This window comes from Bradyrhizobium sp. th-b2 (genome assembly GCF_000426785.1).
GTDB classification, from domain to species: Bacteria; Pseudomonadota; Alphaproteobacteria; order Rhizobiales; family Xanthobacteraceae; genus Bradyrhizobium; species Bradyrhizobium septentrionale.
This window is the reverse complement of sequence record NZ_AUGA01000030.1, coordinates 12,491-37,751: the sequence shown is the minus strand read 5'-3', so window position 1 is coordinate 37,751 and position 25,261 is coordinate 12,491. Positions and strand designations below refer to the sequence as shown.

At 64.6% G+C, this 25,261-nt stretch carries 20 protein-coding genes and 1 pseudogene; 7 read left to right on the top strand and 14 right to left on the bottom strand.

The genetic code is table 11. The annotated features are described in order from the left end of the window. The first annotated feature begins 9 nt into the window (after positions 1–9). Both K359_RS0130710 and K359_RS0130705 read left to right on the top strand, forming a co-directional pair. Positions 10–1,584 (top strand): isochorismatase family protein, encoded by a 1,575-nt coding sequence (locus K359_RS0130710; RefSeq protein WP_029082746.1) that lies wholly within the window; start codon positions 10–12, stop codon positions 1,582–1,584. 9 nt (positions 1,585–1,593) lie between these two features. Continuing rightward, positions 1,594–2,220, top strand: coding sequence for an FMN-dependent NADH-azoreductase (locus tag K359_RS0130705; RefSeq protein WP_029082745.1), 627 nt, complete (start codon positions 1,594–1,596; stop codon positions 2,218–2,220). 993 nt (positions 2,221–3,213) lie between these two features. Here the strand turns inward: K359_RS0130705 and K359_RS0130700 are convergent. The 3 genes and pseudogenes from K359_RS0130700 to K359_RS63465 all read right to left on the bottom strand — a co-directional run. After that, a pseudogene (locus tag K359_RS0130700) lies at positions 3,214–4,149 on the bottom strand (sensor histidine kinase); the annotation flags it as partial. 427 nt (positions 4,150–4,576) lie between these two features. Continuing rightward, complete coding sequence (locus K359_RS0130695) at positions 4,577–5,269, bottom strand: response regulator transcription factor (protein WP_029082743.1); 693 nt, start codon at positions 5,267–5,269, stop codon at positions 4,577–4,579. A 164-nt stretch (positions 5,270–5,433) separates the two neighbouring features. Then, positions 5,434–5,967 carry a hypothetical protein gene (locus K359_RS63465; protein WP_029082742.1) on the bottom strand — a complete coding sequence of 178 codons (534 nt, stop codon included), beginning with the start codon at positions 5,965–5,967 and terminating at the stop codon, positions 5,434–5,436. Positions 5,968–6,440: 473 nt separating this feature from the next. On the opposite strand from K359_RS63465, the gene K359_RS0130685 reads away from it, so the two are divergent. Continuing rightward, positions 6,441–6,851, top strand: a complete 411-nt coding sequence (locus tag K359_RS0130685; RefSeq protein ID WP_029082741.1) for a DUF1127 domain-containing protein — start codon at positions 6,441–6,443, stop codon at positions 6,849–6,851. A gap of 116 nt (positions 6,852–6,967) precedes the next feature. On the opposite strand, the gene K359_RS0130680 is transcribed toward K359_RS0130685, so the two are convergent. From K359_RS0130680 to K359_RS0130655, 6 genes are all read right to left on the bottom strand, one after another. Next, the gene (locus K359_RS0130680) at positions 6,968–9,307 is read right to left on the bottom strand and encodes a Tex family protein (RefSeq protein ID WP_029082740.1); all 2,340 of its coding nucleotides are present in this window, start codon (positions 9,305–9,307) and stop codon (positions 6,968–6,970) included. A gap of 110 nt (positions 9,308–9,417) precedes the next feature. After that, positions 9,418–10,272: an amidohydrolase gene (locus tag K359_RS0130675; protein ID WP_029082739.1), complete on the bottom strand. Its 855-nt coding sequence runs from the start codon at positions 10,270–10,272 to the stop codon at positions 9,418–9,420. Next, positions 10,269–11,318 (bottom strand): aldo/keto reductase, encoded by a 1,050-nt coding sequence (locus tag K359_RS0130670; protein WP_051346501.1) that lies wholly within the window; start codon positions 11,316–11,318, stop codon positions 10,269–10,271. Before K359_RS0130670 ends, K359_RS0130675 begins: the two co-directional genes overlap by 4 nt. Positions 11,319–11,481: 163 nt before the next feature. Then, on the bottom strand, positions 11,482–11,703 hold the full coding sequence (locus K359_RS64715) for a hypothetical protein (RefSeq protein ID WP_035977413.1): 222 nt from the start codon (positions 11,701–11,703) through the stop codon (positions 11,482–11,484). 142 nt (positions 11,704–11,845) lie between these two features. Then, a complete protein-coding gene (locus K359_RS0130660; protein WP_029082737.1) occupies positions 11,846–12,964 on the bottom strand; it encodes a branched-chain amino acid ABC transporter substrate-binding protein in 1,119 nt (372 codons plus the stop codon). 437 nt (positions 12,965–13,401) lie between these two features. Beyond that, positions 13,402–14,376, bottom strand: a complete 975-nt coding sequence (locus tag K359_RS0130655; protein WP_029082736.1) for an AraC family transcriptional regulator — start codon at positions 14,374–14,376, stop codon at positions 13,402–13,404. A 493-nt stretch (positions 14,377–14,869) separates the two neighbouring features. Here K359_RS0130655 and paaG point away from each other — a divergent pair, with 493 nt between their 5' ends. Beyond that, a complete protein-coding gene (gene paaG, locus K359_RS0130650; protein ID WP_029082735.1) occupies positions 14,870–15,661 on the top strand; it encodes a 2-(1,2-epoxy-1,2-dihydrophenyl)acetyl-CoA isomerase PaaG in 792 nt (263 codons plus the stop codon). A 218-nt stretch (positions 15,662–15,879) separates the two neighbouring features. Continuing rightward, positions 15,880–17,907, top strand: a complete 2,028-nt coding sequence (paaZ, locus tag K359_RS0130645) for a phenylacetic acid degradation bifunctional protein PaaZ (RefSeq protein ID WP_029082734.1) — start codon at positions 15,880–15,882, stop codon at positions 17,905–17,907. A 27-nt stretch (positions 17,908–17,934) separates the two neighbouring features. Here paaZ and K359_RS0130640 read toward each other — a convergent pair whose 3' ends face one another. From K359_RS0130640 to K359_RS0130620, 5 genes are all read right to left on the bottom strand, one after another. Continuing rightward, entirely contained in the window at positions 17,935–18,594 is a 660-nt protein-coding gene (locus K359_RS0130640; RefSeq protein WP_029082733.1) for a TetR/AcrR family transcriptional regulator, read from the bottom strand. Positions 18,595–18,846: 252 nt separating this feature from the next. Beyond that, entirely contained in the window at positions 18,847–19,734 is an 888-nt protein-coding gene (locus tag K359_RS0130635; RefSeq protein ID WP_029082732.1) for a 2-hydroxy-3-oxopropionate reductase, read from the bottom strand. A gap of 124 nt (positions 19,735–19,858) precedes the next feature. Next, the gene (hyi, locus tag K359_RS0130630) at positions 19,859–20,644 is read right to left on the bottom strand and encodes a hydroxypyruvate isomerase (protein ID WP_029082731.1); all 786 of its coding nucleotides are present in this window, start codon (positions 20,642–20,644) and stop codon (positions 19,859–19,861) included. Between the two features lie 38 nt (positions 20,645–20,682). Next, positions 20,683–22,470, bottom strand: a complete 1,788-nt coding sequence (gcl, locus tag K359_RS0130625) for a glyoxylate carboligase (RefSeq protein ID WP_029082730.1) — start codon at positions 22,468–22,470, stop codon at positions 20,683–20,685. A 181-nt stretch (positions 22,471–22,651) separates the two neighbouring features. Beyond that, complete coding sequence (locus K359_RS0130620; RefSeq protein ID WP_029082729.1) at positions 22,652–23,500, bottom strand: IclR family transcriptional regulator; 849 nt, start codon at positions 23,498–23,500, stop codon at positions 22,652–22,654. A 238-nt stretch (positions 23,501–23,738) separates the two neighbouring features. Here K359_RS0130620 and K359_RS0130615 point away from each other — a divergent pair, with 238 nt between their 5' ends. Together K359_RS0130615 and K359_RS0130610 are read left to right on the top strand one after the other, a co-directional pair. After that, entirely contained in the window at positions 23,739–24,155 is a 417-nt protein-coding gene (locus K359_RS0130615; RefSeq protein WP_029082728.1) for a CBS domain-containing protein, read from the top strand. 85 nt (positions 24,156–24,240) lie between these two features. Then, complete coding sequence (locus K359_RS0130610; protein ID WP_029082727.1) at positions 24,241–25,260, top strand: 2-dehydropantoate 2-reductase; 1,020 nt, start codon at positions 24,241–24,243, stop codon at positions 25,258–25,260. Position 25,261 lies beyond the last annotated feature (1 nt).

The following is a 25,261-nucleotide window of genomic DNA, read 5'->3' as shown; positions in this document are numbered from 1 at the left end:
CCTGTCACGATGACGCATGTCACGCTGCGCGCCGAGTTCGAGGATCTGATGGATCCCTATGCGCCGGTCGGCCAGGTCGGCACCGGCTTCGATTTCACCGAGGGACCGATCTGGCATCCGCTGGATCACTTCCTGCTGTTCTCCGACATGCCCGGCGACGTGCGCAGGCGCTGGGATGCGCGGCGCGGCGTCGTCGAGGTCAAGCGTCCGTCGAACAAATGCAACGGCATGACCTATGACGCCGAGCTCAACCTGATCGTCTGCGAGCATGCGACGTCGTCGCTGATCCGCGAGCGGCCGGACGGGCGGCGCGAGGTGCTGGCCTCGCATTACGAGAACCAGGAGCTCAACAGTCCGAACGACGTCTGCGTGCATTCCTCGGGCGCCATCTATTTCTCCGATCCATGGTACGGCCGGATGCCGGTCTATGGAGTCGAACGACCGCGCCAGCTCGGCTTCCAGGCCGTCTACCGCGTGCCGCCGGGCGGTGGTGCGCCCAAACTGCTGGTCGACCGCTATTTGTTCGAGCAGCCGAACGGACTGTGCTTCTCGCCCGACGAACGCATCCTTTATGTCAACGACACCGTGCAGGCGCTGGTCCGTGCCTTCGACGTCCAGGCCGACGGCTCGCTCGCCAATCCGCGCATGTTCGCGAGCGGCATCCGCTCCGAGCTCGAGCCCGGCCTGCCCGACGGCATGAAGTGCGACCAGCGCGGCAATGTCTGGGTCACCGCGCCCGGCGGCGTCTGGGTCTATTCGGCTGACGGCAATCTGCTCGGCAAGGTCCGCCTGCCCGAACTCGTCGCCAATCTTGCCTGGGGCGGCGCCGACTTCCGCACGCTGTATCTGACCGCGACCCATTCGGTCTATGCGATCCCGACCAAGGTCGGGCCGCGACAGGAGCCCTATATGAGCAGCAAGCGTGGCGGCGCCGGCGCGGCATCGTCCTCTACGCCCGCGCCCAATCTCGCCGCCGGCGACATGCAGCTCGATCCGAAGCGCTGCGCGATGATCATCCAGGACATGCAGAACGACGTCATCATGGACGGCGGCGCGTTCGCCGAGTCCGGCGCGCCCGTGCATGCGCGCCAACAGCATGTCGTCGAGAATGTCCGCCGCGTCGCCGAGGCTGCACGCGCCCGCGGCGTCGCCATCATCCATGTCTGGTTTGTCGTCGAGCCGGGCGCACCCGGCGTGACCTTGAACGCGCCGCTGTTCGAGGGACTGGTCGACAGCAAGGCGATGGTGCGCGGCAGCTGGGGGGCAGCGCCGGTCTCGGGGCTCGAGCCGCGTCCCGGCGACTTCGTGGTCGAGAAGATGCGGATGAGTGCCTGGGAAGGCACGCGGCTCGAGACCATCCTGAAGGCCACCGGCCGCGACATGATCATCAACACCGGAGCCTGGACCAACATGTCGGTCGAGCACACCGCGCGCACCGGCGCCGACAAGGGCTATTTCATGATCGTACCAGAGGATTGCTGCTCGACCATGAATGCCGATTGGCACAACGCCGCGATCAACTTCGCGCTGCAGAACGTTTCCGTGGTGACCAACGCCGACGCCGTCATCAAGGCGCTCGGTTAGGGAGGCGCGGTGCCAAAACTGCTGCACCTCGCCTGCTCTCCTCGCGCCGATTCGGAATCGGCTGATGGTGCGCGCGTCTTTCTCGACCATTTCAGCCAGGCGCGGCCGGACTGGGAGATCGACGCGATGAACCTCTGGCGCGAGCCGCTGCCGGAGTTCGAGGGTTATCTGCTCGAGGCCAAATACGCCCGGATCGGCGGCAAGAGCTTCACCAATTCGCAGCACGACGCCTTCGCCGTCGCCGAGCGCCTCGCGCTGCGGCTGTCGCTGGCCGATCGCGTGCTGATCTCGACCCCGATGTGGAATTTCGGCGTTCCCTACAAGCTCAAGCAATGGCTCGACGTCATCATCCAGCCCGGGCTGACCTTCCGCTTCGATCCGGCGTTAGGTTATCTGCCGCTGCTCAAGGACCGGCCGACCATCGTGATCATCGCCAGCGGCAGCGACTTCGTCACCGGCATGAACCGCGGCCGCATCGACATGGCGACGCCCTATCTGCGCGAGGCGCTGCGCTTCATCGGCGTCAGTGACGTGCGCTTCGTGCCGATCGGCCCGACCACCGGACCCACCGAGCCGATCCGCGTGGCCCGTGAGGCCGCGCACCGCAGACCCGCGGAGATGGCGGGGCGGTTTTGATCAACGAGACCGATCGCACCGTCAATCCGACGAATGCGGCAATGACGCCGGCGTGATTATCCGATTCACTATCAAGCATCGCGGTGTCATCACCCGCGAAAGCGGGTGATCCAGTACTCCAGAGACGCCGGGGCTTGAGCCGAGAGGCCGCGGCGTACGGGATCGCCCGGTCGAGCCGGGCGATGACAGATGTGGTGGGGACGCGCCTTCGCGTTCTCGCGACATGATCCGCCCGAGCTTTGCTCTTCGTTCCGCCCTCCTCGATCAGAGGGCGCAGGGAAAGCCGGGTGCCGATCGCACCCATGGGCCCCGAGCAAAAGGTAGAAAGCTCGGGGGTAGGACCACAGGTGTAACCGGAGCAGTCCGGCTTTCCCTGCGCGATGGGTTACGGCTTATTTCGTGCTCTCCCCGGCGAGACTTGGCTTTTTTGTCACCGCCTTCGCAAGACGCAATTGCGTCTCGCAAGGGGACACCAGCCACTAGGGCGTCAGGACCACACGACTTCACCGTCCGCCTTGTGTGCACTCGTCTCTCGCACGCTCGGCGTCCACCGCATCCCACACCTCGTTCGTGACGACCGCGAAGCGCCCCTCGATCGGGCGGGACGAACAATTCATACACTGAGTTGTATTTCTGATAAAGCGAAATATTTTTGCTGCGGGGGCTTGCGCCGTCGGGCAACTCAGTGATTGCCGCGTCAGGGAGGCACCGGCGGAAGGGTTCCCTCCCCCCTTGCGGGGGAGGGTTAGGGAGAGGGGTGCCACACGGCGCGCGCTCTCCGAATCCGTCACGGCAACAAGCGAACAGGTTACGAAAGCGTTGCACTCATCGATCAGTTCGCCCGGGGCCACCCCTCTCCCCACCCTCTCCAGCCGCAAGTCGGGCCTGCCCGACTTGCGAAAATTTACAATGCGCAACCGGGGTAGACCCCGGTTGCGTGGAGAGGGAGCCTTGGGGGCGTGCTCACCTCACGTACGATACTCCGCACTCACCCTACGTTTCTGCAGCGGCAAAACACAGCCTGCACAACAATCCCGGTCCGTTGTCGCGCAATTCAATTCGCGCGCCGTGCAGGCTGGCGACCGCCGCGACCAGGCTGAGGCCGAGGCCGTTGCCCGGCGTGTAGCGGCTCTGTTCGAGCCGGTAGAAGCGCTTGAAGACGCGGTCGTGCTGGCCGGGTGGAATGCCGGGGCCGTCATCGGCCACCGCAATCACCGCGTCGCCCTCGTCGTTGTCGCAGGTCACGGTCACCCGCCCGCCGGGGCGGCCATGCTTGATGGCGTTGTCGACGAGATTGGCGATCGCGTCGAACAGCAAATCGCGGTCGCCGGTGACCAGCACCGCGGCATCGCCGGCAAGCTCGAGATGCGTGGTGACCTCCTCAGCCGCGGCATCGTAGAGTTCGACCACTTCGCCTGCGATCTCGACGAGATTGACGGTGCGGAAGGCGTCCTTGCGGGCCCGCGTCTCGATCTCGGAAATCCGCGTGATCGACGCGAACATTCCGAGCACCGCATCGAGATCTGCGATGGTGTTGCCGATCAGCGCTGCATCGCCCTCGCCGTTGCGCGGGGCGTGGTAGGCCTTTTCGAGCCGGCCGCGCATCCGGGTAAGCGGCGTGCGAAGGTCGTGGGCGATGTTCTCCCCGACCTGCTTGACGTCTCCCATCAGGGTCTGGATCCGATCCAGCATCAGATTGAGATTTTCGGCGACGCGATCCCATTCGTCGTGGCTGCCATGCAGCGGGATGCGCTGGTCGAGCCCGGAGAGCATGATGGCGCGGCTGGTCGCATTGATCGACTCGATCCGGCCGACCGTTCGCCGCGTCACCCCGATGCTGGCGACGGCTGCAAGCACGATGATGAGTAGGACAACGGCGATGCCGGCGGCCCTGATCTGGGCCATGAAGCCGTCGAGATCACCGATGTCGCGGCCGACCAGCAGGCGATCGCCGTTTGGCAAGGTTTCCGTCACGGCTCGCACCAGCGTGGTTCCCGCAGCGAGCGACGGCGGCGGCGGCGCGCGAAATTCCACCCATCCCCGCTGCGCAGTGCCTTCGGGCCATTGGCTGAGATTTCCGGCGAGCACCGCCGAGCCGGGACCGGCCAGCAGGTAGACGTGATCGGCAAAACCCTTGTCCGCTATCCGCTGTGCGATCAACGCGGCCAGGCCGTCGCGGCCGGATCGCACATAGGCATCGTGCAGGCTGGCCCGTTCGACGGTGATGGCGCGATCGGCCCGATCGCGCGCATAGGACAGCGTCGACCAGTAGACATAGGCAAAGATCGCCGAGACGATCAGGCCGAACGCGCCGATCGCGATCAGCGCCAGGCGGAAGGTCGACGACTTGAGGGTTTTAGCCAGGAGCACGGAGGCAGTACCCGATGCCGCGGATCGTGTGAATCAGCGGATAGGCTTGCTGATCGTCGACCTTGCGGCGCACCCGTCCGACATAGACGTCGATGATGTTGGTCGAGGGATCGAAGTGAAGGTCCCAGACATGCTGCAGCAGCATCGCGCGCGACACCACGCGGCCTTCGTTGCGCACGAGATATTCGAGCAGCTGGAATTCCTTCGGCAGCAGCGGAATCTTGCGGCCGCGCCGGCTCGCCGTCCGCGCGATCAGATCGACCGCGAGGTCGCCGACCCGCAGGATGGTCTCCTTGGCAACGGTCTCGCTGCGGCGGCCCAGCGCCTCCAGCCGCGCCAGCAACTCGACAAAGGAGAACGGCTTGACCAGATAGTCGTCGCCGCCGGCGCGCAAGCCCCGCACGCGGTCGTCGACCTCGCCCAGCGCGCTGATGATCAGGAACGGCACCGCGATGCCGTCGTCGCGCATCTGGCGCATCACCGTGATGCCATCGATGTCTGGCAGCATGCGATCGATCGTGATCACGGCATAGTCGCGCGCCGCACCCTGGCTCAGCGCTTCGCGGCCGTTCGCCGCCAGGTCGACATCGTAGCCGCTGGTGGTGAGCTCCTCGACGAGCTGACCGGCGGTCTCAGGATCGTCCTCGACGACGAGAATGCGGCGGTGTGCTCCGGTCATTATCTTGAACTCCGAGTTGTCTTGAACTCCGAGTCTTCTTGAACTCTTGGAGTTCTCAACTCTCCGGGCGCCCGCCCCGCGACGGCCGCCGCCAGACTATCCCATTCCGGGGCTGGATGGAACGCCTGGCGACGACCGCGACAACGGTGCGGTTGGTTGGGCGATCACCAATAGTCCCCGCACACATTGACCCATTGCAATCCGTACGGCGTCCACGACCTGCGCCAGCAGCCATCGTAATAGCCGCCGGCGTAAACGTAGGGCGCGCCGAAGACCGCGAAGCGATGGAAGCGGTGGTGGCGGAAGCCGCCATGATGGAAGAAGCGCGCGCCGTGGACTCCGGCGCCGGCAAATCGCGGGCCGATTGCGGGCGCACCGACGAAGCGGGGGCCACCAACGCGCCCGCCGGCAAAATGCCCGCCGCCGCCCATCGCGGCGAACGCCGCGCCGCTGCTACCACGCATACCGCCGCCGAAACCACCGCCACGCATTCCGCCCATTCCGCCGCCATGCATGCCGCCGCCCATGGCGCCAGTAAAGCCACCGCCATGCCCGCCACCGAAGCCACCGCCGTGACCACCGCCGCCACCGCCATGTCCACCGCCACCACCGCCGCCTCTGGCGAAGGCTACGGGTGCAAGCGCAACGCTGGCAGCGAGCGTCGCCGCCGTGAGAAACGTGAACAGCCTGTTCTTCATCAAATCCTCCCTGATTGGGACCGCGGCGAACCTCTCGTCGCCGCAAGCAGAGGACGCTCAGAAGACGCAAGCCGATGCCCGACTTCAACTGACAAATGCGCCAGATTCTGACGCCGGATTTAGGATTTGGCGCGCGAGCTCTGTGCGCAAGGCGACCTTCAAGTGTCCGAATCAAACCACCAGACGATCTCGGAGCCTGGGCAGACTTCGCGTCACGTCACGAGCGCTCGCCTTGAGGATGCGCGCCGCACCGGCACACCCCTTGATCATGCGCGATCTCCGTGGTAACTGGGCTTCATGATCAACGTCGTGCGCATCGCGAACCGCAAAAACATGACCCACTCTCGCTGGGCCGTGGAAGGAGTCGTGCGCTAGGAATTCGACGACGCGATCTTTTCACCAGGCCCCGCCGGCATCGGACGGGGCCTTTTGTTTGGCCATGCTCCCTGCCGGCACAACAGCAGGAGCATCCGATGCCACCCCAACAGACGAACCTCAGCCCCTCGACCGGGCGCGATGCCGCAGGGCTGCGCCTCGACCCCGCCATCGCACTGGTGAAAGGCACCACCGGCGATGCCTTGGCCGAGGCATGCCCCGATGCCTCCATCGCAGCGCTAAGAGACGCTTTCTCGGAAAAGGAAGCGGCTGGACCACCAGTCGCATCGATGCAGTGCCTCCTGGGTTTGCTCCAGGGATATTGGCGCGCCTTCCGAAATTGGCGCCAACGCGCGAGGTCGCGAGCCAGTTTGCGCGACCTCAGCGACAGGGAGCTGAGGGATATCGGCCTGACACAAGGTGACATCGACTGCATCGTTGCCGGCCGAGCCATTGAAAGGCTCAGAGAAGGCACGACGTATCTATGGCTGTCTCGTGGTGTGATGTAACTGATGGCAAGTCACCACCAGCTCTGCACATTGAGCGGCTAGCCGCCGGGCGGATCAACGAAGCGTGATCCGCCCCTTTTCTATCGCCGTGACGTGGCGGATGACGCCAACGCGGCTCAGGTCGGCTTGCCGCGCCCGCTCTTCTCGGCGGCGCGGCGCAGCGCTTCGGCGAGCGCGCCGCCGCCGGACTGCTCGGCCGGCTTGCGCGGAGCCGCCGACGTCATCTTGGCCGAGCCGCGCGAAAAATCGCGGGACGGTCCTGCATTGTCCTTCTTCGGTCCGATCTCGTCGTCGAGCCGCAGCGTCAGCGCGATGCGCTTGCGCGCGACCTCGACGTCCAGGACCTTGACCTTGACGATGTCGCCGGGCTTCACCACCTCGCGCGGGTCCTTGATGAAGGTCTTCGACATCGCCGAGATGTGCACCAGCCCGTCCTGGTGCACGCCGATGTCGACGAAGGCGCCGAAGGCCGCGACGTTGGTCACGGTGCCTTCGAGGATCATGCCCTTCTTGAGGTCCTTGACCTCCTCGACGCCTTCCTTGAACACCGCCGCCTTGAACGCCGGGCGCGGGTCGCGGCCGGGCTTTTCCAGTTCGCGCAGAATGTCGGTGACGGTCGGCAGACCAAACGTGTCGTCGACGAAGGATTGCGGCCTGAGCCCACGCATCATGTCGGCGTTGCCGATCAGCGCCTTGATGTCGCTCTTGGTCGCCTCAAGGATGCGGCGTACCACCGGATAGGCTTCCGGATGCACGCCGGAGGAATCGAGCGGGTCCTCGCCATTGCTGATGCGCAGGAAGCCCGCGCACTGCTCGAATGCCTTCGGCCCGAGCCGCGGCACGTCCTTCAGCGCCTTGCGCGACTTGAACGGACCGTTGGCGTCGCGGTGCTGCACGATGCTTTGCGCCAGCCCCGCGCCGATGCCCGACACCCGCGAGAGCAACGGCACCGAGGCGGTGTTGGCATCGACGCCGACCGCGTTCACGCAGTCTTCCACCACGGCATCGAGCGAGCGCGCGAGCTTGGCTTCGCCGAGATCGTGCTGGTACTGGCCGACACCGATCGCCTTCGGATCGATCTTGACCAGTTCGGCCAGCGGATCCTGCAGCCGCCGCGCGATCGAGACCGCGCCGCGAATGGTGACGTCGAGATCGGGCAATTCGTTCGAGGCGAAGGCAGAGGCCGAATAGACCGATGCGCCAGCCTCGGAGACCACGATCTTGGTCATCTTGCGCTCGGGCAGCCGCTTCACGAGCTCTGTGGCAAGCTTGTCGGTCTCGCGCGAGGCGGTGCCGTTGCCGATCGCGATCAGCTCGACGCCGTGCTCGATCGCGAGCTTGCCGAGAATGGCGAGCGCCTCGTCCCAGCGCCGCTGCGGCTCGTGCGGAAAGATCGCCGTATGCGCCACTACCTTGCCGGTCGCATCGATCACCGCGACCTTGACGCCGGTGCGATAGCCGGGGTCGAGCCCCATGGTGGCGCGCGCGCCAGCCGGTGCCGCGAGCAGCAGATCGCGCAAATTCGAGGCGAACACGCGCACCGCCTCGGTTTCGGCTGCGGCCCACAGCCGCATCCGCAGATCGATGTTGAGATGGATCTGGATCTTGGTGCGCCAAGCCCAGCGCACCGTCTCCGTCAACCACTTGTCGCCCTTGCGGCCTTGGTTGGAGACCGCGAAGCGGTTCATGATCTTCAGCTCATAGATGCCGGGCACGCCGACCGCCGGCGCCTCGGCTTCCGGCTTGATCGCGAGGTCGAGGATCTCCTCCTTCTCGCCGCGGAACAGCGCCAGGATACGGTGCGACGGCAGTTTCGGCAGCGGCTCGGAGAAATCGAAATAGTCCTTGAACTTCTCGCCCTCGGTCTTTTTGCCGGTGCGGACGGTCGAAGCCATGATGCCGTTCGACCACATCTCCTCGCGCAACGCGCCGATCAGATCGGCGTCCTCGGCGAAGCGCTCGACCAGGATGGCGCGCGCGCCGTCCAGCGCGGCGGCGACGTCGGCGACCTGCTTCTCGGCATCGACGAAGGGAGAAGCGGCCTCGTTGGGATCGTTTTGCGGCTGCGTCAGCAGGAGATCGGCGAGCGGCTCGAGCCCGGCCTCCTTGGCGATCTCGGCCTTGGTGCGGCGCTTCGGCTTGTACGGCAGATAGATGTCTTCCAGACGGCCCTTGCTGTCGGCGGCCATGATCTGGGCTTCGAGTGCGGCGTCGAGCTTGCCCTGCTCGCGGATCGAGTTAAGCACCGCGGTGCGGCGCTCCTCGAGCTCGCGCAGATAGGTCAGCCGCTCTTCCAGCGTGCGCAGCTGCGTGTCATCGAGCGCGCCGGTAAGCTCCTTGCGGTATCGCGCGATGAACGGCACCGTGGCGCCGCCGTCGAGCAGCGTCACCGCCGCCTCGACCTGCTCGTCGCGAACCCCCAGCTCCTGCGCAATCTGATGATGAATCTTTGCCACGCTCGTCTCTCTGAATCGTCACGCCACTGATGGCGCGGACGCCGCTTATGAACTATCCCGGAATGATTCATCAAGGCGCGCTGTGGATCAAATTTGGCACCTCGCGCAATCTATTTCCAGGATGTGCGCCGCCCACGGCTTGACAAATAGACCCGCGCCGCATTGCCGCCGAAAATCGCAGCTCTTGCCTCACTTGACAAATCAGCCAGCAGGCTCTCGGCAGCAGCGAACCAGCGCGCATAGCCGCCGGCGAGATTGACGACCGGCCAGTCGCTGCCCCACAGCATGCGCTGCGGCCCGAAACATGCGAGCGCATGGTCCACGGCCTCGCGGAGATCGGCGACCTGCCAGTTCGGCGCCGCCTCGGTCGCGAGGCCCGACAGCTTGCAGACGACGTTGGCGCGCGCCGCAAGGCTCGCGATATCGTCCTTCCAGGCCGCGATGTCGCCGGTTGCGAGATTTGGCTTGCCGAAATGATCGAGCACGAATTGCAGGTCCGGATGGCGATCGACCACCTGGACGAGCCTTGGCAGATGGCGCGGCAGCACCAGCGCGTCGAACACCAAGCCGTACTGCGCCATGGCCTCGAGCGGCGCGGCCAGTTCCGGCCGCAGCAGCCAGTCGTCATCGGCGATGTCCTGCACCATTGGCCGCAGGCCGACCAGCAGCTCGCGCCCGGCAATCGCATCGATCCGCGTCGCCGCGTCGTCGGCATCGAAGTCGATCCAGCCCACCACGCCCCGCACCAGATCGGAGCCTTTGGCAACGTCGAGCATAAACGCAGTTTCAGCCTCGGTCGGCGCGGCCTGCACCAGGATGGTGCCATCGATCCCGGCTGCGGCGAGATGCGGCATCAGATCTGATAGCCCGAAGTCGCGGTAAATCGGTCCGCGTTCGGGTGTCAGCCAGCCGTAATCGGCGCGTGCCAGGGTCCAGACATGATGATGGGCGTCGATCCGGATCATGTCGGCACCGGCGCATTCGGATCGAGCAACCTCTCGGCTTTCAAGTCACGCCACAACGCGGCCGGGACGGAGGCCGACAGCGCGGCGACATTGCGCTCGACCTCCTGCGGTGTCTGCGCGCCGAGCACGAGGCTCGCGACCGCCGGATGACCCAGCGCGAAATGCAGCGCGGCGGTCGCCAGCGCAACGCCGTGGACGCGGCAGACGCGCTCGATTGCGGCGACCTTCTGCAGCACGTCGGGTGGCACGTCCTTGTAATTATACTTGGCGCCGGCAACCGCGCCGGTCGCCAGGATGCCGGAGTTGAACACGCCGCCGAGCATCATGCCGATGCCCTGCTTCTCCGCCAGCGGCAGGAACTCGGCGAGCGCCGGCTGCTCCAGCAGCGAGTAGCGGCCGGCGAGCAGCATGGTGTCGAACGTACCCGCCTTGGCGAAGCGCACGCACATCTCGGCCTCGTTGACGCCGATCCCGATGCCCTTGACCACGCGCTCGGCGCGCAATTTGTCGAGCGCGACATAGGCGCCTTCCATCGCCTCGCGAAACCGCACCTCGATCGCGTCAGCGCCATGGGTCCAGACGTCGACGTCATGGATCAAGAGCAGGTCGATGCGATCGGTCCCAAGCCGCAGCAACGATTGCTCGACCGAGCGCATCGTGCCGTCATAGGAATAATCGACCACCGCGCGATGCGGCTGGCCGCCGGCGAAATTCGAGCCGTCGCCGCGGCCGTGGAACGGGTCCATCCAGCGTCCGACCTTGGTGCAGACGACGACGTCGTCACGCGCCACCCGGCGCAGCGCGGTGCCGCAGCGATGCTCGGCGAGGCCATGCCCATACAGCGGCGAGGAATCCAGCAAATTGACGCCGAGCGCAAACGCCCGCCCCGCCGCTGCGATCGCGGTCGTGTCATCGAGCCGCGCAAAGAGATCGCCGAGCGGCGCGGTGCCGAAACCGAGGATGGAGACCTCGAGCCCGGTGCGGCCGAGCCTGCGGCGCGGCAGTGCTGACGCAGGGGCCGTATGTGAGGATTGAGGTTGGTTCATCGCGAGGGCTCCCTGCAGTCTTCTTGCTTGCAGGCAGACTAGCCCTGCGGCCGTGCTGAACACAAGCCGACGCGCATGGCGACTGGCACGCGGACAATGCGCAGCCGATCCGACAATCCAGGGTTCCGATCAGCGGAGAGGCCGACGATTGTGGCGCCCTTCGCTACGCGTCGGAAAGCACCTGCTGCGCGACATTGTCGACCACGACGGGGCTCTCGAAATAGGTGACCGTCGGATCGGCGCCATATTTCTCGCGGGCGCGGGCGCGCCACGACGTCGGTACGTCGGTTGCTTTTGCGGGATCAGCTCGACGCGTCGGTACTCGGATTCTTGGGTTCTTGGCGCGGCCGTCATCGGTGGCGTTGCTGCCGATCGGCGCGAGCAAGTCGGTGCATTCCGGCCGGGCATCACAGCGCCAACACCCCGGGGCTGGCAGAGGTTGGTGAGTTGGCGCTGTGAGCCGGCGCAGCCGGACAGGCTCTGCCGCGACATCGGTCAGGGAGGAGTGCCGATGTCGCGGCTTGCGATCATCGACCAGCCGCCAGTTCGGCGTAGTTACCGTCCTTGTCGCGGCGGTACACGACATAGTCGATCAGCGTAATGTCACCCTTCGGCGTGTAGCTGATGTTGCCGAGCACGGTGTCCCAGCTTCCCGCCTTGATGGTCGTGGCGACCTTCTTGGCGTCCGTGGTCTGGGCGCGCGCCACGGCCTGGCTCCAGATCTGGAACGCGGCATAGCTGTAGAGGGTGTAACCGTCGGGATCGATGCCCTTGTCCTTGAACTTCTTCAGGGTCGCGGCCGCGGTCAGCTTCTTGCGCGGATCGGGCGAGAAGGTGAACAGCGAGCCCTCGGCAAGCGGACCCGCGATCGCCGCGAACTGCTTGTCGACCAGGGCGTCGCCGCCCATCAGCACGGCATTGACGCCCTGCTCGCGCATCTGGCGCAGGATCAATGCGGCCTCCGCGTAGTACCCGCCGACATAGACGAAATCGATTCCCTCCTTCTTGAAGCGGGACACCAGCGCGGCAAAGTCCTTGTCGCCCTTGGTGTAGGCCTCATAGAGCTTTTCCTTCACGCCCGCGGCGTTGATGGCGTTGCGCGTCTCGTCGGCCAGGCCTTTGCCGTAAGTCGTCTTGTCGTGGATGATCGCGACGTTCTTGGTCTTGTAGTTCTTGATGATATAGGCGGCCGCGACCATGCCTTGCTGGTCATCCCGGCCGCAGACGCGGAACGTGTTCCACAACCCGCGCTCGGTGAACAGCGGGTTGGTCGAGCCGGGCGTGATCTCCAGCACGTTGCCCTCGGCATAGGCATCCGACGCGGGGATCGAGGTCGACGAGCAGAAGTGCCCAACGACGAACGGAATCTTCGCGCCTGCCATCTTCTCGGCAACCGACACCGCCTGCTTCGGATCGCAGGCGTCATCGCCGACCTCCAGCTTCAGCTTCTTGCCGAGCACACCGCCCGCCGCATTGATATCGGCAATGGCGAGATCAGCGCCGTTCTTGAACTGCTGGCCGAAGCTCGCCTCCGAACCGGTCATCGGGCCGACCACAGCAACACTGATATCCTGCGCCATGGCCGTGCCGGACAAAGCCAGGCTCGCGCCGAGCGCAAGAAAATATCCTCGAAGTGCAAACTTCATCACATTCTCCTCGATGGTCTTAAGTCGCCTCAATGCATCGCACTCGACGAATCTTGCCGGCTGCGACGATCACCGGGGGCTGCCTTTTAGGCGCGAGATGGTTGGCAGGCTCGGACTGGGGCGACGGGGGATTGGACATATGCGACATCCCGCAACAATGTGAAAACACGTTGCCGTGCATTGCTGCTAAAATCATCTGCGCAGCTGACGCGAGCGAACGCGATCTTGTGTGCGCGACAGCACACAGCCAATGCATCGGCGGTATCGCGCGGCACCGCGACAACGCAGCGCCTGCGATCCTGCGTGCTGGCGGGATAGGCGGTCATCGCGACTGCCGCGACGACAGCATCAACGAACTCCATCCGTTGAGCCGCGAGGTATGCTTATCTCAAATGCGACGGCACCGTCGTCTGGCCCTCGGGACCGGAGACACTCGGTCAGGACCGCCGCGGTACCGCGCGGATGTCCGACGGCGTCGCGCCGTAGTGCCGGCGGAAGGTGCGATTGAAGTAGGAGAGATCGCCGAACTCGACCTCAAAGGCAATCGTGCCGATGGTGCTGCTGCTGTGGCGCGGATCGGTCAGCAAATGATGCGCGCGCGCCAGGCGCTGGCCGAGCACGAATTCCGAGAATGTCGAACCGGCGCTTTCAAACATCCGCTGGATATGACGCGGCGTCAGCTTCAGCCGGGCAGCCACCGCGGACAGGCTGAGGTCGCCGTAGCTCAGATTGTCACTGATGTCGGCCTTGACCGCGGTGAGCCGCGCGACCGCAAGCCCGCCGTCTTCCGCGGCCACCGCCGCATCCCGGTTCGCGCCGATGATCAACGCGCCGAGATCCATCAGGTGCCTGACGACGGCGCCGCGCAACTCGGGGGTCGCAAGCTGGTAGCTGTCGTTGAGCTCCCTGATGTAGAGCGCAAGCAGCCGTATCGCTTCCGTGTTGGCCGACAGCGGACGGATCAGCATGTCTTCGGGATCGTGAACCAGCGATGCGAGGGCCTTGCGCGGCAGCCTGAGACCGACGAAGCGGCTTGGCGACACCGGGACCACCATGTTGCCGGCTTCGGCGCTCGACTGCAGCACGGCCTGCCCCGGGCCGAGCTCGATGCTGCGGCCGCGCTGCGAGGCGCGCGTGTTGCCGCTGGTGATGATCGTCAGCACCAGATCGTCATTGCCATCGAGCAGTTCGCGGGGACGCGCGATCTTGAGATTGCTGCACGCCCAGGATCCGATGCCGAGCCCGGGCAGTTCGCGCACATTGGCCTCGGCATGGAATGCGCCGTCGTCGAGCGGCTCAGGATCGAGCTTCACGATCATCCGCCCGATCTGTTCGCGGAAGATCAGCAGCCGGTCGCGCTCGCCGAAATGCGCGGTCGAGAACCGGAACTCGGTGATATCCGGCGACGGCATCGTCTTCGGCGCATCCTCTTGGCGGCGGGAGGTCGCCGGTCATATACGGCTGATTTGTGGCTGCGTACACCGAGTCATGGGGGCCATGCGGCCGTGCGCGAACGTGAACCTTTCGGAGGATTCAGCGAAGGCTCATTCTGACAAGTGTCAAGCATCGCCGCATAAGCTTTGCAAATATGCGCGCGAGTACAGCGGCGCGTAGCCCATCGGATCGTGATATCTATGTCGTGCCCGAAATCGCGACCGAGACCGGAATTGCCCTCGCTCGATGAGCACGAGACGCCGCGCCTTTTGAGCAGATGCAGCGCGTGACGCGCACATGCAACGGCGCAGCGCGATCCGACTTGCTGGTGTCCTGCCAAGTGCCGATCGTCGGCACGTCGCATTCCCTGCCGTTGCGCGGATAATTATAATTGACCAACCGGTTGGTCAATAGTAATCCAGTGGCAGGTCATGCGACCTTCGGCCGTAGAAGCCGCACCGGGAGGCAATCATGGTCAACGATCTCGTGTTGACCGATATCCGCGACGGGTATCGCGTCCTGACGCTCAACAGGCCCGACCGCCTGAATTCCTTCAGCGCCGAGCTGCACGCCGCATTGCTGGCGGCATTGACGGACGCCGAGCAGGACAAGTCCTGCCGCGCGCTGATCCTGACCGGCGCAGGCCGCGGGTTCTGCGCCGGCCAGGATCTTTCGGATGGCGTGTTCACGCCGGGCGAAACGCCGGATCTCTCCGCGCCAATTGAAAAATTCTACAACCCGCTGGTGCGCAAGCTGCGCAGCATCCCGATGCCGGTCGTGTGTGCGGTCAACGGCGTGGCTGCAGGCGCCGGCGCCAACGTCGCCTTTGCCTGCGACATCGTGCTCGCCGCGCGCTCGGCCAAGTTCATCCAGGCCTTCGCGAAGCTGGGGCTTGTTCCGGATTCCGGTGGCACCTGGTTCCTGCCGCGGCTGGTCGGGCCCGCCCGGGCGCGCGCCTTGGCCCTGCTGGCGGAGCCCGTCACCGCGGAGCGGGCGGAATCATGGGGCATGATCTGGAAGATGGTCGAGGATGCGGAGCTGATGACCGAGGCGCATGCGCTGGCCGCCAATCTCGCGACGCAGCCGACCGACGGCCTCGCGCTGATCAAGCAGGCACTTGATGCCTCCGAGACCAACACGCTCGACGCGCAACTCACGCTCGAGCGCGACCTGCAGGGACGCGCAGGCCGATCGGCGGACTATGCCGAAGGCGTCACCGCGTTCCTCGAGAAGCGCGCGCCGCGGTTCGCCGGCAGAGCCTAGAGCGGGATGAAGATCCTTCGAATCATCATCCCGCTCCAGCTCTTTGTTTTTGAGCATGATCTTTTCGGAAAACCGCTCCACACTTTTCCGGATCATGCTCTAGGCGCAAATTGAACGTTCCGCCGGCAACGCGAGACGCATCACTTGATCACAGTTCAGAGGAATCAACTTCGATGACACAGCCTCAATCCAGTGGCGCGCAGAGCGCGGATACCATCATGAAACTCAGCAGCTTCGTCCGCGGAAAATGGACTGGCTCCGGCGAACCCGCGGCCGAGATTCACAGTGCCGTGACCGGCGATGTGGTCGCGCTCACGTCCAGGAGCGACCTCGACATGCGCGAGATCCTCGCCTATGGCCGCACGGTCGGCGGCAACAATCTCCGCAAGCTGACGTTCCACCAGCGCGCGGGCCTGCTGAAGGCGCTGGCCGACTATCTGAGCCAGCACAAGGACCGGCTCTACAAATTGTCGTTCCAGGCGGGTTGCACACGCACCGACGCGATGATTGACGTCGATGGCGGCATCGGCACCTTGTTCGCCTATGCCAGCAAGGGCCGCCGCGAGCTTCCGAACACCAGATTCCTGCTCGACGGCAATGTCGAAGGGCTTTCAAAGGGCGGCGCATTCGCCGGCCAGCATATCGTGACGCCGTTGCACGGCGTCGCGGTGCATATCAACGCGTTCAACTTCCCGTGCTGGGGCATGCTGGAGAAGCTGGCACCGGCGCTGCTCGCCGGCGTTCCCGTCGTCACCAAGCCGGCAGCCGTCACCTCCTATGTCGCCTACGAACTGGCCCGGCTGATCGCCGAATCCAAGGCGCTGCCGGAAGGCGCGCTGCAGTTCATCGTCGGATCGACCGGCGACCTGTTCGACCACCTGACCTGCCAGGACGTGGTGTCCTTCACCGGCTCGGCCGACACGTCCGAGAAGCTGCAACGCCATCCGGTGATCGCGCGCGAAGCCGTCAGGTTCATCGCGGAACGTGATTCGCTGAACGCCGCGATCCTCGCACCCGATGCCGTGCAGGGAAGCCCGGAGTTCGACCTCTTCATCAAGGAAGTGGCCAAGGAGATGACGGTGAAAGCCGGGCAGAAATGCACGGCGATCCGCCGCGCATTGGCGCCGTCGGCGCAGATCGATGCGGTCATCACGGCGCTGCGCGACCGTCTCGCCAAAGTCACGATCGGCAATCCCGAAAACGAGAAGGTCAGGATGGGGCCGCTGGTTGGCCTCGGCCAGCGCAGCGATGTGCTTGCCCATGTGGCCAGGCTTCGCACTGAGGCCGAACTGGTGGCCGGCGATCCCGGCAATTTCCCGCTGGTCGACGCCGACGCCAAGCGCGGCGCCTTCGTCCCGCCGCTGCTGCTGCACTGCGCCAACCCGGTTGCCGCAACAGCCGTACACGAGATCGAGGCGTTCGGACCTGTCAGCACCGTGATGGGTTATGACGATCTCGACCAGGCCATCGCGCTCACCAACCGCGGCGGCGGCAGCCTCGTCGCATCGGTCTACACGCATGATATCCCGACCGCGACCGAGCTCGCCTTCGGCATCGGCAGTTTTCACGGCCGCGTTGCGATCATCGACCGCGACTGCGCGACGGAACATACCGGCCACGGCTCGCCGATGCCGCAGATGGTTCACGGCGGCCCGGGCCGCGCCGGCGGCGGCGAAGAACTCGGCGGCGTCCGCAGCCTGCAGCACTACATGCAGCGCACCGCGCTGCAGGGCTCCCCTCGCCTGCTGTCAGGCGTCACCGGCCGCTGGTTCAAGGGCAGCCCGGTGCTCGAGGGTGACCTTCACCCGTTCCGCTATCACTATGACGATCTCGAGATCGGTCGCACGCTGGTCTCGAAGGCTCGGCAGATCACACTCGACGACATCGAGCATTTCGCGCATTTCACCGGCGACACCTTCTACGCCCACATGGATGAGGAAGCGACCAAGGGACATCCGTTCTTCCCGGGCCGCGTCGCGCATGGCTATCTGCTGCTGTCGTTCGCAGCCGGCCTGTTCGTCGATCCCGACTACGGCCCGGTGCTGGCGAATTACGGGCTGGACTCGCTGCGCTTCGTGAAACCCGTCCAACCGGGTGAACAGATCCAGGTGCGGCTGACCGCGAAAGAGAAGACGCCGCGCAACAAGCAATATGGCGAAGTGCGTTGGGACGTCGAGATCACGACCGAGACCGGCGAGACCGCGGCGACCTATGAGCTTCTGACCATGAATGCGATGCGAACCTAGGATCCGCATGGATCCTAGTGCACCGCGTCAGAGCAACGCGGCCTGCCGGCTCCGGCCGGCGGGCTTCGCCTTGCTGCGCGGCCGGGCAACGGCGGCAGCCGCCTCCTCCGCACCGGTCAGCACCAGCTGCACGACGAAGTCGGCATAGTCGGCGCGGGTCATCGGCCCGCCCTCGCGAAACCACATATAATGCCAGTTCAGCATGCCGAACACGCTCATCGTCAGCGGCTTGAGCACGCGCTTCTGCTTCGCCGCCGGCACGGCGGCGGCCAGCGCATCCGACATGATCCCGACCAGGATCCGCTCGCTTGCGAGCAGCGGCCGCTGCTTTTCCTCCGGCAGCAGCCTGAGGCTTGCGATCTGGACCTGATGCTCGGCGTCGGCGTGCCGGTAGAGCTCGAGCAGGGTCGTGACGATCGTCCCGAGGCGCTCAACCGGATCGCCGGCCGAGGCGCTCGCCTTGCGAACCGACGCCACCAGCCTATCGAGATGCAACGACAGGATATCGAAGAGGATCGCCTCCTTGTCGGGATAATAGTGATAGAGCAGCGCCTTCGAGACACCGCAGGCGTCGGCGATGGTATTCATCGACGTGCCGACATATCCCGATGCGGCAAACAGCTCGGCCGCTCGATGCAGCATCGAGAGGCGCTTGTCGTCATAGTCCTTGGCACGCGATCGGGCCATGTATCGTCCGTTCCACCAGCCGGCCGTTCAGCCGTCGTCGTCAGACGTGAATCAACAACGGCAAATTTCTCAGACCAGTTCGGCCCTGTCCATTGCCAGGGCGGGTCTGAGCGCCATTTATTGACCATCCGGTCGGACAATTCCATGACCTATATGGAATGGACCCCTGCGTTGCAATGCTCTGCGCAGGGCCCCGGCAGAATCCGGCGCCAGCCGGGCCTACGATGCCTCATCCATTGCTTCGCATGAAGCTCAGGCGGCTGTGACCTCGTGGCCGGCCATCACTTCCAGCGCTCTCAGAATGCCGGAATGGTCCCAGGCCTTGCCGCCGAGCGCGGTGCAGGCGTTGAACAGCTGCTGGGCTGCGGCAGTGCCCGGCAGCGACAGCCCGAGGGCCCGCGCGCCTTCCAGCGCGAGGTTGAGATCCTTCTGATGCAGCTCGACGCGGAAGCCCGGATCGAAATTGCGCTTCAGCATGCGCTCGCCGTGCACTTCAAGGATCCGGGACGACGCGAAGCCACCCATCAGCGCCTGGCGCACCAGCGCAGGATCGGCGCCGGCCTTGGACGCGAACAGCAGCGCCTCGCTCACCGCCTCGATGGTCAGCGCCACGATGATCTGGTTGGCAACCTTGGTGGTCTGGCCGTCGCCGTTGGCGCCGACATGGGTGATGTTCTTGCCCATGGTATCAAACACGGGCTTCATCGCATTGAACGCCCGCTCGCGCCCGCCAACCATGATGGTCAGGCTTGCCGCCTTTGCGCCAACCTCGCCGCCGGAGACCGGCGCGTCGAGATAGTCGGCCCCGAGTGCATCGATCTTCTGCGCGAACTCCTTGGTCGCGAGCGGCGAGATCGAGCTCATATCCACCACGATCATGCCCTTGGAGACGCCCTCGGCGACGCCACCTTTGCCGAACAGCACGGCTTCCACATGCGGCGTGTCCGGCACCATGATGATGACGGCATCGGCTTCCTGCGCCACCTGCTTGCCGGACTCGCACGCGACCGCGCCGTTCGCGATCAGGTCCGGCGGCAGAGGCGCGACGTCGTGCAAGAACAGGCGATAGCCGGCAGCCAGGAGATGGCCGGCCATCGGACGTCCCATGGTGCCCAGCCCGATGAATCCAATGTCTTTCATTGTCGTCGCTCCTGTCGGCCCGATGAGAGCGTTTTCCAGCGAAGCGGATATCCCTTCGCGTGAAGAAAACGCGTCAAAACAAAAATTGAGAGCTCCGTTCCGGTTCAATCGGAACAGAAAAGCTCTAGGTCACGAAAGTCCGCGCGGCGTGCCACGCCAGGCTCTCGAGCGTGGTCGTCCGCGGCTTGTATTCGCATCCGATCCAGCCGCGATAGCCGATGCTGTCGAGATGCTTGAACAGATATGAATAGTTGATCTCGCCGGTCCCCGGCTCATGACGGCCCGGGTTGTCGGCGAGCTGGACATGCGCGATCCGGCCGAGATGCTTCTCGAGGGTTCGCGCCAGATCGCCCTCCATGATCTGCATGTGATAGATATCGTACTGGATGAACAGGTTGGGCGACCGCACGTCGGAGATCAGCTGCACCGCCTGTTCCGTCCCGTTCAGGAAGAAGCCCGGAATGTCGAGCGTGTTGATCGGCTCGACCAGAAGCTTGATGCCATGCTGGGCGAGCGCGCCGGCGGCGAAGCGCAGATTGGATACGAGCACTTCGTGCAGCTCTGCCGCATCCGCGCCAGTGGGGGCGATGCCGACCAGGCAGTTCAGCTGCCGGCAATCCAGTGCCTTGGCATAGTCGATCGCCCGCGCGACGCCGTCGCGAAATTCATCGGTTCGATCGCGCAGGATCGCAATGCCGCGCTCGCCGGCAGCCCAATTGCCGGCCGGAAGATTGTGCAGCACCTGGGTCAGTTCGGATCGCGCCAGTTCCTCGCGCAATTCGCCTTTGTCGTAGTCATAGGGAAAAAGATACTCGACCGCGTTGAAGCCGGCGGCTTTGGCGGTCGCGAACCGATCGAGGAACGGCAGCTCGTTGAAGAGCATGGTGAGGTTGGCAGCAAATTGGGGCACGGTTGGTATCTCCGCTTGAGGCAGCGCTAATGATGTCGTCAGGCCGGCAACAGCGTTCCGGATCGTGCTGCACTCGGCACCTCATCGAGCGGAAGGTCGAGCACCTCCTCGAATTCGACGATGTTGTCGATCTCCGTTCCCATCGCGATGTTGGTGACCCGCTCGAGGATGAACTCCACCACCACGGGCACGCGGTGCTTGGCCATCAATTCGCGTGCGGTCGCGAACGCCGCCTGGGCGTCGTTCGGGTCGGTCACCCGGATCGCCTTGCAGCCCAGCCCCTCTGCGACGGTGACGTGGTCGACACCGTAGACGCCGATCTCGGGTGCGTTGATGTTCTCGAACGAGAGCTGCACGTGATAGTCCATGTCGAAGCCGCGCTGGGCCTGCCGGATCAAGCCGAGATATGAATTGTTCACGACGACGTGGATGTAGGGCAGATTGAACTGCGCCCCGACCGCAAGCTCTTCGATCAGGAACTGGAAGTCATAGTCGCCCGACAGCGCGACAATGTCGCGATCGGGGTCGGCGGCGCGCACGCCGAGCGCGGCCGGCAGGGTCCAGCCGAGCGGACCGGCTTGGCCAGCATTGATCCAGTTGCGCGGACGATAGACGTTGAGGAACTGGGCGCCCGCGATCTGCGACAATCCGATCACGGTCACGTAGCAGGTGTCGCGGCCGAAGGCCTTGTTCATCTCCTCGTAGACGCGCTGCGGCTTGATCGGGATGTTGTCGAAGTGGCTCTTGCGCAGCATCGAACGCTTGCGGTCGCGGCAGGCGGCAGGCCAGGCCTGCCGATCCCGGAGCTTCCCTGACTTGCGCCACTCCTTGGCGACGCTCACGAACATCTCCAGCGCGGCCTTGGCGTCCGACACAATGCCGAGATCCGGATTGAAAACGCGTCCGATCTGGGTCGGCTCGATGTCGACATGGACGAATTTGCGCCCCTTCGTATAAGTCTCGATCGAACCGGTATGCCGGTTGGCCCAGCGGTTTCCGATGCCGAGCACGAAGTCGGATTCCAGCATGGTGGCGTTGGCGTAGCGATGACTGGTCTGCAGGCCGACCATCCCCGCCATCAGCGCGTGATCGTCGGGAATGGCGCCCCACGCCATCAGCGTCGGGACCACCGGGACGTTGACCGCTTCCGCGAAGGCGACCAGCAACTCGGATGCATCGGCGTTGATCACGCCGCCGCCGGCCACGATCAGCGGCCGCTCCGCGGCGTTGAGCATCTCGAGCGCCTTCTCGATCTGCTTGCGGGTCGCCGTCGGCTTGTAGACCGGCAGCGGCGAATATGTCTCGTCGTCGAATTCGATTTCGGCCAGTTGCACGTCGAGCGGAAGGTCGATCAACACCGGCCCCGGCCGTCCCGACCGCATGACATGGAAGGCCTGGCTGAACACGCGCGGCACCAGCGCCGGCTCGCGCACGGTGACGGCCCATTTCGTCACCGGCTTTGCGATCGCCTCGATGTCGACGGCCTGGAAATCTTCCTTGTAGAGCCGCGCCCGCGGCGCCTGACCGGTGATGCAGAGGATCGGGATCGAATCCGCGATCGCCGAGTAGAGGCCGGTGATCATGTCGGTTCCGGCGGGTCCCGATGTGCCGATGCAGACGCCGATATTGCCCGCCTCCGCCCTTGTATAGCCTTCCGCCATGTGCGAGGCGCCTTCGACGTGCCGCGCCAGAATGTGCCGGATCGAACCGTTCCGCTTCAGCGCGGAGTAAAGCGGGTTGATCGCGGCGCCGGGAACGCCGAACGCGCACGTGATCCCTTCGCGTTCGAGAATGCGCACTGCTGCATCGATTGCTCGCATTTTCATCTGATGATCCCGCTTCGCTAGGAGTTGGCCTGAGCATGATCATCAGACCCGCACGCATCGATCTCAACGCAATCGATGGGATTTTCCACGCTATGGCAGCGCACGCGATTTCTTGCGCGGCTTCAAGCGATTAACGTCGGCGAAGAAATGGAAATCGTGATGGACGAAAATGCGGAAAGCCTCACGCCTGCTCTTGCTGCGTGCGGCTCCCGCGAAGCTCGGCCGTGAGTTCGGCTGCGATCTGGTGCACGATCGTACCGATGTCCGGCAAGCGTTCGTTCGTCAGCCGGTCCGCCGTGCCCGATACCGAAACCGCGGCAAATGGCTCGCTGCAGTCGTTGAAGACGACCGCAGCCACGCAGCGCAGGCCGAGGCGGGCCTCTTCATCATCCACCGCATAACCCTGGCGCCGCACGTTCTCCAGTTCCTTGAACAGCTCGCCTGGCCGCACGATCGACTTTTCCGTCAGCCGCGGCATGGCCTGACGGCGGATGATCGCGTTGACGTCGGCATCGGAATAGGTCGCCAGCACCGCTTTGCCCACGCCCGAGGCGATCATTGCGACGCGTCCGCCCACCTTGGTCAGCGAACGCATGATCTCCCTGCTTTCAATGCGGGACACGACGATGATGGACTCATCATCGACCACGGCCAGGTTGGCGGTTTCCCTGGTCTGGTCGCGCAGCTTGCGCAGATAGGGCAAGGCCTGCGCCGCAAAATTCCGCCGGCGCATGAAGGTCGAGCCGACCACGAAGCTTTGCGCGCCGATGTGCCATTTGGATTCGTCGCGGTCGAACTGCACGAATCTGCGGTTCTCGAGCGTCGTCAGCAGCCGATGAACGGTCGACGGCGACAAGCCGGTGCGGATCGCGAGATCGGTCAGCCGATAGCCTTCGTCGTCCTCTGCAAGCGTCTCCAGGATCTGCAGCGCACGATCGACAGATTGAACGCCGCCGTCTCGTGCGTCCGGGTCCGGCTGCGCGCGAAAATCGGGTTCGGTCGGCTTGCGCCGGATCGGCTCTCTTTTCATCACGACCCTGCCCCTAACCAGTTGCGATTCAGAACGGTATTGCGTCCGAAGGACGAGCGTCAGGTTTGGTATATGGCATGCCAATTACATCAGGAGTCAAGCTGCAGAGATCACCAGATAGGTCAGTATATTTGCCGTTTTCTTCAAAATCTTTCTGATTCTTTCGTTTGACAACTGGGATAATGTATACCACGATTATTTTACAACGACCTGATCAGACAAACGGGAGAACGCTGCCATGTACGTCGGGGACATCCTTCGCAACAGCCCGCTCCTCGTGACGATCGGCTCGAACGAAACCGTGAGCATTGCGGCGAACCTGATGTACGCGAGCAATGTCGGCGCAGTCGTGGTCAGGAACGTCTCGCGCAGCAAGGACGCCGCGGTGATCGGAATGTTCAGCGAGCGCGACGTTGTCGCTGTGATCGCCGAGCACGGCACCGGTGGGCTTGCCATGAAAGTCGCGCAGTTCATCTCGCGGCCGCTGGTGTCCTGCAATTCGCAGGACACGCTCGCGGATGCCGAACATCTCATGGGCTGTCACGGCATCCGCCATGTCCCCGTCATCGACAACGGCCGGCTCGTCGGCGTCGTCAGCATGCGGGACATCACCACTGCTTACGACGAGGCCACCTGCGCAGTGCAGGCGGCCTGACAGAATTTTCCAAGACAATTGCCACGCAACCCGGTTCGAGCCGCTGCGGCTCGAACTGTGTCCCCACTCTGCTCGCGAGGATTTCATGAGGATCTGCATCTACGGCGCCGGCGCCATCGGCGGTTATCTCGGTGTCGAATTCATGCGCGCTGGCGCCGATGTCAGCCTGGTCGCGCGCGGCGCGCACCTTGCCGCGATGCGACAGAACGGTCTGAAGCTCCTGATCGGCGACGAGGAGCGCGTGGTGCATCCGCGCTGTACCGACGACCCCGCCGAGCTCGGCGAGCAGGATTTCGTCATCGTTTGCCTCAAGGCGCACTCGATCACCGGCGTCATCGAACGCATGCAGCCCCTGCTCGGTCAGCGCACCCGCATCGTCACCGCCGTCAACGGCATTCCCTATTGGTATTTCTACAAGCACGGCGGACGGCACGAAGGATCGGCGCTCGAGAGCATCGACCCCGGCGGACGGCAATGGAAGGAACTCGGCCCCGAGCGCGCGATCGGCTGCGTGGTGTATCCCGCCACCGAAATCGAAGCGCCCGGCGTGATCCGCCACGTCTACGGCAACAACTTTCCGCTGGGCGAACCCTCCGGCGAGATCACCCCCGAGGTCGAGAGCCTGTCCGCCCTGTTCGCGGCAGCCGGCATGAAGGCGCCGGTTCTCGATCGCATCCGCGACGAGATCTGGCTCAAGCTGTGGGGCAATGTCTGCTTCAACCCGATCAGCGCCCTGACCCATGCGACCCTCGACGTGATCTGCAGCAACCCCGGCACGCGCGCGCTGTCGAAAGCGATCATGCTGGAAGCCCAGGCGATCGCGGAAAGCCTTGGCGTCAAGTTCCGGGTCGATGTCGAACGCCGCATCGAAGGTGCGCGCAAGGTCGGCGCGCACAAGACCTCGATGCTGCAGGATCTCGAGCGCGGACGTCCGGTCGAAATTGATCCGCTGATCACCGTCGTCCAGGAGATGGGCCGGATGACGGGGATTGCAACGCCCGCCCTCGATGCGGTGCTGGCCCTGGTCGCGCAGCGTACCAGGCTGGCGGGCCTCTACGACGGGGCGGCCGGCGTTGCCGAAACAAAATCGCTTGCGGTGGCGTGAT